Raw genomic sequence first — 11621 nt, forward strand, 5'->3', positions numbered from 1 at the left:
TTACCCGGGTTGCTTCAGGGAGCCGCCGGACGCGTCGGACGCGGCGATCGCGCCACGGACATTGCCGAACAGCTGCATGACCCGGGTGACGTTGTTGTAGTTCATGCCGCTGGCCGTCATGACTGACAGGCCGCGCTGAAGTTTAACCGGCTTTTCGGTCTCGATCACATCGTCGTTGACCAGTACCCGAAAATGCTGGGAATCAGCCTGCATCGCCGGGTCGCCGTCACCGGCTGCACGCAGGATGCGGGCGTGGTCATACAGATCGACGATCGAGGCATCGCCGTTCACCGTGCCGGTGTCGCCGGTCGCCGTGACAATCGGCTTGCCCGGCTGGAAGGCGCGGATAGCCGGCTTGATCAGATCGCTCAGTTCATTGTCTTCGTAATGGACGAGGTTCGTGGCCGTCAGCCGGTACTGCGTGGCGCCCGACTGATCCAGTTCGGACACCGAGAAATTATCGGCAAAGTAATCGGGCGTATGTTCTTTCGGCTTGACCTCGCCTTCGTGCGGCGGCGGCGCGGTGGCCTGCAGCAGCCACCACGTGATACCGGCGAGCGCAGCCATTGCGATGAGCGGGATCAGCGAAGTGAAGCGGAACGGGTTCATCCGACGAGGCCCTGCTGCTCACCGCCGCTGCACGCCTTGGCAAGCAGTTCGTCGTACTTGTTTTGCGCTCGCAGCAGGGTGTCGCACACTTCGCGCACGGCGCCGTGACCGCCGCGCGCCTCGCTGACCCAGTGAGCCCGTGCGATTACTTCCGGATGCGAATTGGCGGGCGCCGCAGCGAAGCCGACCTTCAGCATCACGCCGAGATCGACCCAGTCGTCGCCCATATAGCCGCATTCCTCAGGAATGCGGCCAGTCTGCCTGAGCAGATCGGCAAACGCTTCCGGCTTGTTTTCGATGCCCTGGTACAGATGCGTGATCTTCAGTTCCTTGGCGCGTACGGCGACGATGCCCGACTTGCGGCCTGTAATGATCGCCGTCTCGATGCCGGCTTCGCGCAGCAGCTTCGCGCCGTGGCCGTCCATCGAATGGAACGACTTCATCGTGTCGCCCTCGGCGGTGAACATCAGTCCGCCGTCGGTCAGCACGCCGTCGACGTCGAAAATCATCAGCTTCACGCGGCGTGCGCGTTCGTTAGCGGAAAGGGGCGCGGCGGCCATTAGATCACCTTTTTGGAGAACAGGTCGTGCATGTTGAGCGCGCCGATGAGCCTGCCCGCTTCGTCAATGACCAGCATCTGATTGATCCGGTGGCGCTCCATCAGTTCCACCGCTTCGATGGCCAGTTGGTCCGGGCCAATGGTACGCGGGCCAGGTGTCATCACCGAGGCGATCGGCAGGTCGCGGAAGTCGCCACTGCGTTCGAGCACGCGGCGCAGGTCGCCGTCGGTGAAGATGCCTTTGACACGCTGGTTTTCGTCGACGATCGCCGTCATGCCCATGCGCTTGGCCGTCAACTGGAACAACGCATCGCGTACGGTAGACTCAGGCATCACCTTCGGCACCTGGTCGCCGGTGCGCATCACGTCGCGTACGTAAGTAAGCAGACGCCGGCCTAATGCGCCGCCGGGATGCGAGCGGGCGAAGTCGTCTGGGCCGAAGCCGCGTTCTTCCAGCACGGCAACCGCGAGCGCGTCACCGAGCGCGAGCGCGGCGGTGGTGCTGGCAGTGGGCGCGAGATTCATCGGACAAGCTTCCTTGGCGACCCCCGCATTCAGATGCACGTCGGCCAGCTTGGCAAGGCTCGAGCCCGGCTTGCCGGTGATCGCGATCAGCCGGGAGCCGAGCCGCTTGATGATCGGCAGGATCGCCATCAGCTCTTCGGACTCGCCGGAATTGGACATGGCGACGAACACGTCGTCGGCCGTGACCATCCCAAGGTCGCCATGGCTGGCCTCGGCCGGGTGTACAAAGAAGGCGGGCGTGCCGGTGCTGGCGAAGGTTGCCGCCAGCTTGCGGGCCACGTGACCAGATTTGCCGATGCCGGAGACGACCACACGCCCACGGCAGCTGAGGATGAAGTCGATCGCCTCGACGAAGCCATCGTCGAGTTGATCGCGAAGCGCGCGCACGGCGTCCGCTTCGATGTCGAGCACGTTGCGAGCGCGGGCGAGTGCCCGGTCGCCATTGATTTTCGCTATCATTCGCGGAGTATAGCAAAGGCGTTTGTTCGCCGCGCCGGGACGGCTGTCCCCGGCCGCTGCCCTCACCGGCCCCTCAACCTTGTCGCACGGCGCTTTGCGTGCGATGGTTATGTCGACGAACCAGGACGCTTTCAGATGATTTCCCCGCTTGAAATGACGCTGTTCCTGCTGCTGGCATCAGTGGCAGGCGTCGTCGTTTTCCGTTTCCTGAACCTGCCGCCCATGCTCGGCTATCTGACGGTGGGGATCGTCGTCGGGCCGCATGCTTTCGGTATCGTTCCGGATTCGCAAGGCGCGCAGAACCTGGCCGAGTTTGGCGTGGTGTTCCTGATGTTTTCTATTGGGCTGGAGTTTTCGCTCGCCAAGCTGCGTTCGATGCGCCGGCTGGTGTTTGGGCTCGGCCTGCTGCAGGTGATCGGCACGGTCGCGGTGGCCGTCGCGCTCGGCTTCGTGCTGGAGCGCTGGGTGCATATCACGTGGCAGGGCAGCGTGGCGCTGGGCGGGGCGCTCGCCATGTCGTCCACGGCGATCGTCAGCAAGATGCTGGCGGAACGGCTCGAGATCGAGACCGAGCACGGCCGCAATATCTTCGGTGTGTTGCTGTTCCAGGATCTGGCCGTGGTGCCGCTGCTGATTATTATCTCGGCGCTCGGCGGCGATTCCCGAACCCTGATGACCGCGCTCGGGCTCGCAGCGGTGAAGATCGTCGTTGCGTTGTCCTTGCTGCTGATCGTCGGGCAGAAGTTCATGACGCGCTGGTTCAACGTGGTGGCACGGCGCCGCTCGCAGGAACTGTTCATCCTCAACCTGCTGCTCGTGACGCTTGGGGCGGCGTTTATCACGGACAAGTTCGGCCTTTCGCTCGCATTGGGCGCGTTCATCGCCGGCATGCTGATCGCCGAGACGCCTTACCGGCATCAGGTGGAAGAAGACATCAAGCCGTTTCGCGACGTGCTGCTTGGGCTTTTCTTCGTCACCACCGGCATGCTGCTCAACCCGATGGTGATCTGGAAGCATCCGTTCATCGTGCTGGCCTTTCTGCTCGGGCCGTTGCTGCTGAAGCTGATCATGATTACCGCGTTGTCGCGGTTGTTCGGTGCGACACCGGGCGTGGCGATGCGCACCGGCATCGGCCTCGCTCAGGCCGGCGAATTCGGTTTCGTGCTGCTGAATCTGATTCTCGACAAACACCTGGTCGACGCGACGTTACTGCAGGCGATTCTCGCCGCGATGCTGCTGTCGATGCTGGCAGCGCCGTTCCTGATCCAGAACGCGGACCGCATCGTGCTGCGGCTGTCGTCGACTGAATGGATGATGCAGTCCTTGCAGATGACGCGCATCGCTACGCAAAGCCTGAAACAAAGCGGCCATACGATCATCTGCGGATACGGCCGGGCGGGGCAGAACCTCGCGCGTATGCTCGAACACGAAGGCCTGTCCTACGTCGCGCTCGACCTCGACCCGGACCGGGTCGCGGCGGCTGCGGCGGCCGGCGAATCGGTGGTGTTCGGCGATGCGGGGCGGCGCGAATCGCTGCTGGCTGCGGGTATCCATCGCGCGGCTGCGGTGGCGATCACCTACGCCAATACGCCGTCTGCACTGCGGGTGCTGCACAACATCCACGAACTCGAGCCGACGCTGCCGGTCATCGTGCGCACGGTGGATGACGCCGACCTCGAGAAGCTGCTCGCCGCCGGGGCCACCGAAGTGATTCCGGAGATTGTCGAAGGCAGCCTGATGCTGGCGTCGCACACGCTCGTGCTGATGGGCGTGCCGATGCGGCGAGTGGTGCGGCGTGTCGAGGAGATGCGCGACGAGCGCTATAGTCTGCTGCGCGGCTATTTCCACGGTGCCGACGACGTGGGCGACGACGACAGTCACGAGCAGGTGCGACTACAATCGGTGCCGGTCGACGAGAACTCGGACGCCGTGGGCCGCACGCTCGCGGAAGTGGGGCTGGTCGACATGGGCGTCGAAGTGACGGCGATCCGCCGCCATGGCATTCGCGGCGTGGAGCCCGATCCGTCCACCAAGCTGCGTGCGAGCGACATCGTCGTGTTGCGCGGCTTGCCCGAAGCGCTGGCCGAAGCCGAAGAACGGCTGTCGCGGCATCGCCGGGCGGCGTGAGCGCGTGAGTGGGCGCCTGAATCGGGCCGCCGCGCGAGATTCTTAAGCCTTTTATCCGGATCCATGCGGATCCATCTGGAGTCATCATGTCCAACGCGCTTGCGAGCGCCCCGCTCGACGCGGCTGCGTTCGTCAAAAGCCAGATTCGCACCGTGTCCGACTGGCCGCAGGCCGGCGTGCAGTTTCGCGATATCACGCCGCTGCTGCAGCATCCTAAGACCTTTCGCGTACTGATCGACCTGTTCGTCCAGCGCTATATTGACGCGAGGCTCGACTACATCGCGGGCCTCGACGCGCGCGGTTTCATTATCGGGCCGGTGCTGGCGTACGAGTTGAATGTGGGCTTCATTCCGATTCGCAAGGCCGGCAAGCTGCCGTACAAGACGGAGTCCGAGTCGTACGAGCTCGAATACGGGACGGCGACCGTCGAGATTCATGCGGACGCCTGCGGACAGGGTGACCGCGTTCTGATCGTCGACGATCTGATTGCGACTGGCGGCACCATGATGGCCGGCAAGAAGCTGCTGGAGCGGCTCGGCGCGGTGGTGATCGAAGGCGCGGCGATCATCGATCTGCCGGACCTGGGCGGGGCCGCCCTGTTGCGCTCGGCTGGGTTGCCGCTGTTTACGGTCACTGAGTTTGGCGGTCACTGAACAATCACGAGGGAAGACGCATGCCGAATTTTTTGCTGTTCCTCGCCACCTCGATGGCGATCACCTTCGCCCCCGGCCCCGACAACCTGCAAGTACTTGCGCGCGGCATCTCGCAGGGACGTGCCGCCGGGCTGGTCGCCGCGCTCGGTTTTGCGGCCGGCATCACGTTCCACACGACGCTCGCCACGCTCGGCGTAGCCGCGTTGCTGCGTTCCTCGCCGATGGCATTCCAGGCCATCAAGTACGCGGGCGCTGCCTACCTGATCTGGATCGGCATCAAGGCGCTGCGCAGCCAGGGGCTTGCGACGGCTCATGAGCGTCCGGCGCAGCCGCTGTGGTCGGTGTTTCGCCAAAGCGTGTTCGGCAACATGATGAACCCGAAGGTGACGCTGTTTTTCCTGGTGTTCCTGCCGCAGTTCATCGAGCCGCATGGCGTGCAGAGCGTGCCGGTGCAGATGCTCGAACTGGGTCTGGTGTTCATGCTGCAGACGGTGGTCGTGTTTTCGCTGTTCGGCGTGTGCGCCGGGATGATCGGCAGCTGGTTGAAGCGTCGTCCGCGCGTCGGCGTGTGGCTCGACCGTCTCGCTGGTGCGACCTTTATCGCAATCGGCATTCGCGTGGCGCTGCGCGACTAGGCTGCCTGCTGCGACCCGCTTCTGAACTGACCCGCGTGGCGCCGTCGCGCCGTGCCGTTGGAGCACTCATGACCTTGCCCTGTATCACCAAAGCGCGCCGGTTCGATGCGCAGGCGCATCGGCCGTTCTTGATGGAAGGCCAGCAGGTCGGCTGGATCCGCGCAACGGATGTGCCGTTGCTGGCCCGCTGGCCGGATGTTTTCGATGTCGACGCGGCGGGCGTGACGTTACCGTCACGCTACTCCAGCCTCGATATGCGTAGTGCTGCACTGGGCGCTGTAATCGGCGCGCTCGCCGCGGATGGCAGGATTCCAGGCTGGCGCGATGAAACTTACGCGATCCGCAACCACTTCGACGCGCAGCCGCTTGCGTATATCGAGCGCGCGGCGTCGCGCTTTTTCGGCACGATGACCTACGCGGTGCATCTGAACGGCGTCGTAGAATACGCGGATGGCGCGCCGCAACTGTGGATCGCGCGCCGCAGCGACACCAAGGCGACCGATCCGGGCATGCTGGATAACGTGGTCGCAGGCGGGATAGGCTGGGGCTTCGGCGTGGAGGCGACGATTGTCAAGGAGTGCTGGGAAGAAGCCGGCATCCCCGAAGCGATCGCTGCGCGCGCCACGGCAGGGCGTACAGTGCATGTACTGCAATCGCTGCCGGAGGGTACCCAGGCCGAGCAGATCTTCGTCTACGACCTCGCGTTGCCCGCGGATTTCACACCGCGCAATCAGGACGGCGAAGTGGGCGAACACCGGCTGGCGCGCATCGATGAGGTTGCGCGCTGGATCGAGGAAGACGCGATGACCGTGGATGCCAGCCTCGCTACGCTCGACTGCCTGCTGCGCCGCCGCTGGATCGACGCTGAGGACTGCGCGGGGATCGAAGCGCTGTTCGTGCCGCCGGCCGCTGCATAACGCGTGACGCACAGCGTCCTTGCATCACACTAAACGATCACGGATTGAAGAAGGGAGTCACCCAGGTCATGTCGACCGATCACAGCTTTATTCTCAAACTGTCGTGCGCCGACCGGCCCGGCATCGTGCATGCGGTGTCCGGCTTTCTGTTTGAGCGCGGCAGCAACATTCTCGACTCCGCGCAGTTCGGCGACAGCCACACCGGCGAGTTCTTCATGCGGGTGCATTTCCAGCAGGTAGGCGGCGATCCGGGTCTGGAAGCGCTGCGTACCGCGTTCAGCACGCTTGCCGACGAGTTCGGCATGCACTGGGAGCTGCACGATGCGACCGTGAAGCCGCGCGTCGTGATCATGGTGTCGAAGATCGGTCATTGTCTGAACGACTTGCTGTTCCGCTACCGTACCGGCCAGCTCGGCATCGAGATTGCCGCGATCATCTCGAACCACAAGGACTTCTATCAACTCGCCGCGAGCTATGACGTTCCGTTCCACCACTTTCCGCTGCTGGCTTCGACGCCCGAGGGCAAGGCGGCTCAGGAAGCGCGGGTGCTCGAAGTGATCGACGAGCATCAGGCCGATCTGGTGGTGCTTGCCCGCTATATGCAGATTCTGTCGCCGAAGCTGTGCGAGCGGCTCGCGGGGCGCGCGATCAATATCCACCATTCGTTCCTGCCGAGCTTCAAGGGCGCGAAGCCGTATTACCAGGCATTCGACCGCGGCGTGAAGCTGATCGGCGCAACCGCGCACTATGTGACGACCGATCTCGACGAAGGTCCGATCATCGAACAGGAAGTGGAGCGCGTCGACCACAGCATGACGCCGGATCAGTTGACGGCGATTGGCCGCGACGTCGAATGCGTGACGCTGGCGCGGGCAGTGCGGTGGCACGTCGAACATCGTATCGTGCTGAATGGCAGCAAGACGGTGGTGTTCCGTTGAGCGGGAACTGCTGCTACTGAATTCGCGGAGTCTGTGCCTCTTTGCAGAAAAACAAAGGCCGCCGGTCATTGCGACAGGCGGCCTTTTTCATGGGGCGCGGCGTTCGGGACGCGTACCGCTGCCGCTGTTCAGGCTCGCGGTATCAAACCCTTCAAACCATCCGCAGATAAATCAGCTCCCGCTTGATATACGCATAAAAGATAGGCGCGGCGATCACGCCCTGGAGGCCGAAAGCCGCTTCCATCACCAGCATCGCCACCAGCAGTTCCCACGTGCGCGCTTCGATCTGGCCGCCGACGATCCGCGCATTCAGGAAGTATTCGAGCTTGTGGATCAGGATCAGGAACACGAGCGACATGACCGCGGCCGGAAAGCTCACGGAGAGCGCGACTGCGACAATGATGGTGTTCGAGATCAGATTGCCGATCACCGGCAGCAAGCCGACGATAAACGTGACGAGCACCAGCGTCTTGGAGAGCGGTAGCCGGTCGTGGAAGATCGGCAGGATCACCAGCAGGAAGATGCCGGTGAACACGGAGTTGATCGCTGAAATCTTCACCTGCGCGAACACGATGCGACGGAAGGCGTCCGCAAACCGCATCACGCGAGTGACGAACGCGGTGGACAGCGGCAGCCGCTGAATCGGTTTCTGCGCCCCGACCGCGATGATCGCGCCGATGATCATGCCGATCAGGATATGCGTGAAAACCCGCGCCGCGTTCTTGCCGCCTTGCTGCAGCATGCCGGCATGGGTATGCATCAATTCGGTGGCGCGTGCTTTCATCTGATCGGCGTCGACAGGCAGATAGTTGGCGACGAACTGCGGAATCCGCCCGCGCGCCTCGTCAATCAGCTGCATGGCCTGGTTGAGCAGCATCTGCACGCTCGGCACGTCGCCTTCGAAGTGGTCGATGATGCCGATTACGATGCCCGTCAGCACGCCGACGATCACCGTGGCCAGGATCACCACCGAAAGCCAGCGCGCGCGCTGGCTCGACATATGTCTTTCGATGCGAGGAGCGATTGTCTGGATGAGCTGAAACACGAGCAGCCCGGCCAGCAACGCGCCGAGCAGCCGCAGATTCAGGACTGCGATCATGCCGACCAGCATTAGCAGGTAACTGCCGATCTCGACGGCGGACAGTCTGGGCAGGCTCATGTCGCTCGTCAGCCTGACCGGGCGTGGGCGCAGATCCTGCACCTGCCCTTCTTCGGGCGCCTCGTTACGCTTGGTCATGGCTTATTTCCGTATCCAACCTAGGGTTTGCAGCATCATTTTTTGGCGGCGTCGCGTTTGAGCAGCGGCGCCAGATATCGACCGGTAAAACTTGCCTTCGACTTCGCCACCTGCTCCGGCGTGCCTTGAGCGATGATCTGACCGCCGCCGGCACCGCCTTCCGGACCGAGATCGATGACCCAGTCCGCAGTTTTGATTACATCGAGATTATGCTCGATGATCACCACGGTATTACCCTGGTCTCGCAAACGGTGAATTACTTCGAGCAACAAAGCAATATCGTGGAAGTGCAAACCGGTCGTCGGTTCGTCGAGGATGTATAGAGTGCGACCGGTGTCGCGCTTGCTCAGTTCCAGCGAAAGTTTGACACGCTGAGCTTCACCCCCCGACAGCGTAGTGGCCGACTGCCCCAGGCGAATGTACCCAAGACCCACGTCCAGCAACGTTTTCAGCTTGCGCGCCACCACCGGAACGGCCTTGAAAAACTCGTAGGCGTTTTCAACCGTCAGTTCCAGCACTTCGCTGATGTTTTTGCCTTTGTACTGCACATCGAGCGTTTCGCGGTTGTAGCGCTTGCCGTGACACACGTCGCACGGCACGTAGACGTCGGGCAGAAAGTGCATTTCCACCTTCAGCACGCCGTCGCCCTGGCAGGACTCGCAACGGCCGCCCTTGACGTTGAATGAGAAGCGGCCCGGATCGTAGCCGCGTTCCTTCGAAGCCGGTACGCCCGCGAACAACTCGCGGATCGGCGTGAAGAGGCCAGTATAGGTGGCCGGATTCGAGCGCGGCGTGCGGCCGATCGGCGACTGATCGACGTTGATGACCTTGTCGAAGTGTTCGAGACCTTCAATCGATTCGTACGGTGCCGGTTCGGCCGATGAGCCGTACAGGTGATGCGAGACCGCGTGGTACAGCGTGTCGTTGATCAGCGTGGACTTGCCCGAGCCGGAGACGCCGGTGATGCAGGTCAGGAGACCCACCGGCAGGTCGAGCGTCACGTGCCGCAGGTTGTTGCCGTAAGCCTCGACGATGCGCAGACGCCGCTCGTCCGGCTCCCTGCGCTCGTCCGGATAGTCGATGGTGCGCGCGCCGGACAGATACTGACCCGTGATCGATGCAGCGTCCGCCTGCACCTCATCGGGCGTGCCTTCAGAAATGATCATGCCGCCGTGTTCGCCGGCGCCCGGTCCCATGTCGACCACGTAGTCGGCCATGCGGATCATGTCCTCATCGTGCTCCACGACGATTACCGAGTTGCCGAGATCGCGCAGATGCTTCAGCGTCGAGATCAGACGGTCATTGTCGCGCTGATGCAGGCCGATGGACGGCTCGTCCAGCACGTACATGACGCCAGTCAGGCCAGAGCCGATCTGCGAGGCGAGCCGGATGCGCTGCGCTTCGCCGCCCGAAAGCGTTTCCGCGCTGCGCTCCAGCGACAGATAGTCGAGCCCCACGTTATTCAGGAACATTAACCGTGCGACGATTTCCTTGACCACCTTGTCGGCAATCTCGCGCTTTGAACCTTCTAGGCGCAGCGTCTGGAAATAGCCGAGCGCATCGCGCAACGGCCAGCCGCTGATTTCGAAGATACCGCGCGCGTCGCCGTCCGCGCCGATGCGCACAAAGCGCGCCTCACGGCGCAAGCGGGTGCCTTCGCAGGCGGGGCAGGCCTGGTTGTTCTGGTACTTCGCGAGTTCTTCGCGCACTGCGACCGAATCGGTCTCGCGGTAACGGCGTTCGAGGTTCGGGATGATCCCTTCGAATACATGCTCGCGAATCGACGCACGGCCGCGTTCGTTGATGTACGAGAACGGAATGGTCTGCTTGCCCGAGCCGAACAGCAGGATCTTGCGAACCTTTTCCGGTAGATCTTCGAAGGCTTCGTCGATATCGAACTCGTAGAACGCGGCGAGGCTTTGCAGCATCTGGAAGTAAAACTGATTGCGCCGGTCCCAGCCCTTCACCGCACCTGCCGCGAGCGACAGCGACGGATGCGCGACCACCCGCTTCGGATCGAAGAAAGTGATCTGGCCGAGGCCGTCGCACTCCGGACACGCGCCCATCGGGTTGTTGAACGAGAAGAGACGCGGCTCGAGTTCCTGCAGCGAATACGAGCAGATCGGGCAGGCGAACTTGGAGCTGAACAGATGCTCCTTGTCCGTGTCCATTTCGAGCGCGATGGCGCGGCCGTCGGCGAGACGCAGCGCCGTTTCGAACGATTCTGCAAGGCGCTGCTTCATGTCGGCGCGCACTTTCAGACGGTCGACGACGACGTCGATCGTATGCTTGTCGTTCTTCTTCAGCTTGGGCAGCGAGTCCACTTCGTAGATCTTCGCGACTTCCTCATTGGCCGTGCCGCCGCCCGAACGCACGCGAAAGCGGATAAAGCCCTGCGCCTGCATTTCCTCGAACAGCTCGACGTGTTCGCCCTTGCGGTTCGCCACCACCGGAGCCAGGATCATCAGCTTGGTGTCTTCCGGCAGCGCGAGTGCTGCATCGACCATCTGCGAGACACTTTGCGCCTGCAGCGGAATCTCGTGATCCGGACAATACGGCGTGCCGACTCGCGCGAACAGCAGACGCAGGTAGTCGTGAATTTCGGTGACGGTGCCGACCGTGGAACGCGGATTGTGCGACGTAGCCTTCTGCTCGATCGAAATGGCCGGCGACAGACCTTCGATCAGGTCGACGTCAGGCTTTTCCATCAGCTGCAAAAATTGCCGTGCATAGGCGGAGAGACTTTCGACGTAGCGCCGCTGTCCTTCCGCATAGAGCGTGTCGAACGCAAGCGACGATTTTCCCGAGCCCGACAGGCCGGTAATCACGATGAGCTTGTGACGTGGCAGGTCGAGACTGACGTTCTTCAGGTTGTGGGTGCGAGCCCCACGGATACGGATTTGTTCCACGCGTTGATCCATTACCTGGCCATTGACTGGCGGAAAGAGGAAGAGGCTAAACC

10 protein-coding genes are annotated in these 11621 nt (G+C 62.6%); 5 read left to right on the plus strand and 5 right to left on the minus strand.

The annotated features are described in order from the left end of the window. Genes lptC through kdsD form a run of 3 tightly spaced genes read right to left on the minus strand, consistent with a single transcriptional unit; the run spans position 1 to position 2152 of the window. Positions 1-609: an LPS export ABC transporter periplasmic protein LptC gene (lptC, locus tag P3T20_RS09320; RefSeq protein WP_429286766.1), complete on the minus strand. Its 609-nt coding sequence runs from the start codon at positions 607-609 to the stop codon at positions 1-3. Then, positions 606-1169 (minus strand): KdsC family phosphatase, encoded by a 564-nt coding sequence (locus P3T20_RS09325; RefSeq protein WP_429286767.1) that lies wholly within the window; start codon positions 1167-1169, stop codon positions 606-608. Before P3T20_RS09325 ends, lptC begins: the two co-directional genes overlap by 4 nt. Further along, positions 1169-2152 (minus strand): arabinose 5-phosphate isomerase KdsD, encoded by a 984-nt coding sequence (kdsD, locus tag P3T20_RS09330; RefSeq protein ID WP_429286975.1) that lies wholly within the window; start codon positions 2150-2152, stop codon positions 1169-1171. The genes P3T20_RS09325 and kdsD overlap by 1 nt, the downstream gene beginning before the upstream one ends. 135 nt (positions 2153-2287) lie before the next feature. Here kdsD and P3T20_RS09335 point away from each other — a divergent pair, with 135 nt between their 5' ends. The 5 genes from P3T20_RS09335 (at position 2288) to purU (ending at position 7422) form a co-directional block, all read left to right on the plus strand. Then, complete coding sequence (locus P3T20_RS09335) at positions 2288-4279, plus strand: cation:proton antiporter (protein WP_429286768.1); 1992 nt, start codon at positions 2288-2290, stop codon at positions 4277-4279. An 86-nt stretch (positions 4280-4365) separates the two neighbouring features. Then, positions 4366-4932 (plus strand): adenine phosphoribosyltransferase, encoded by a 567-nt coding sequence (locus tag P3T20_RS09340; RefSeq protein WP_429286769.1) that lies wholly within the window; start codon positions 4366-4368, stop codon positions 4930-4932. 20 nt (positions 4933-4952) lie between these two features. Continuing rightward, positions 4953-5567 (plus strand): LysE family translocator, encoded by a 615-nt coding sequence (locus tag P3T20_RS09345; RefSeq protein ID WP_074263310.1) that lies wholly within the window; start codon positions 4953-4955, stop codon positions 5565-5567. A gap of 68 nt (positions 5568-5635) precedes the next feature. Then, positions 5636-6484 (plus strand): DUF4743 domain-containing protein, encoded by an 849-nt coding sequence (locus P3T20_RS09350; protein WP_429286770.1) that lies wholly within the window; start codon positions 5636-5638, stop codon positions 6482-6484. A gap of 68 nt (positions 6485-6552) precedes the next feature. Beyond that, positions 6553-7422: a formyltetrahydrofolate deformylase gene (gene purU, locus P3T20_RS09355; protein ID WP_074263312.1), complete on the plus strand. Its 870-nt coding sequence runs from the start codon at positions 6553-6555 to the stop codon at positions 7420-7422. Positions 7423-7573: 151 nt separating this feature from the next. Here purU and P3T20_RS09360 read toward each other — a convergent pair whose 3' ends face one another. Continuing rightward, positions 7574-8659, minus strand: a complete 1086-nt coding sequence (locus P3T20_RS09360) for an AI-2E family transporter (protein WP_429286771.1) — start codon at positions 8657-8659, stop codon at positions 7574-7576. A 35-nt stretch (positions 8660-8694) separates the two neighbouring features. Continuing rightward, a complete protein-coding gene (uvrA, locus tag P3T20_RS09365; protein ID WP_074265922.1) occupies positions 8695-11568 on the minus strand; it encodes an excinuclease ABC subunit UvrA in 2874 nt (957 codons plus the stop codon). Between the last annotated feature and the right edge of the window lie 53 nt (positions 11569-11621).

Origin of the sequence: Paraburkholderia sp. GAS206C (assembly GCF_050435645.1) — a bacterium.
In the GTDB taxonomy this organism is placed as follows: domain Bacteria; phylum Pseudomonadota; class Gammaproteobacteria; order Burkholderiales; family Burkholderiaceae; genus Paraburkholderia; species Paraburkholderia phenazinium_B.

Excerpts from the sequence above, each read along its gene's own strand:
- lptC (WP_429286766.1), bottom strand. The coding sequence starts at position 609 with ATGAACCCGTTCCGCTTCACTTCGCTGATCCCGCTCATCGCAATGGCT.
- P3T20_RS09325 (WP_429286767.1), bottom strand. The coding sequence starts at position 1,169 with ATGGCCGCCGCGCCCCTTTCCGCTAACGAACGCGCACGCCGCGTGAAG.
- kdsD (WP_429286975.1), bottom strand. The coding sequence starts at position 2,152 with ATGATAGCGAAAATCAATGGCGACCGGGCACTCGCCCGCGCTCGCAAC.
- P3T20_RS09335 (WP_429286768.1), top strand. The coding sequence starts at position 2,288 with ATGATTTCCCCGCTTGAAATGACGCTGTTCCTGCTGCTGGCATCAGTG.
- P3T20_RS09340 (WP_429286769.1), top strand. The coding sequence starts at position 4,366 with ATGTCCAACGCGCTTGCGAGCGCCCCGCTCGACGCGGCTGCGTTCGTC.
- P3T20_RS09345 (WP_074263310.1), top strand. The coding sequence starts at position 4,953 with ATGCCGAATTTTTTGCTGTTCCTCGCCACCTCGATGGCGATCACCTTC.
- P3T20_RS09350 (WP_429286770.1), top strand. The coding sequence starts at position 5,636 with ATGACCTTGCCCTGTATCACCAAAGCGCGCCGGTTCGATGCGCAGGCG.
- purU (WP_074263312.1), top strand. The coding sequence starts at position 6,553 with ATGTCGACCGATCACAGCTTTATTCTCAAACTGTCGTGCGCCGACCGG.
- P3T20_RS09360 (WP_429286771.1), bottom strand. The coding sequence starts at position 8,659 with ATGACCAAGCGTAACGAGGCGCCCGAAGAAGGGCAGGTGCAGGATCTG.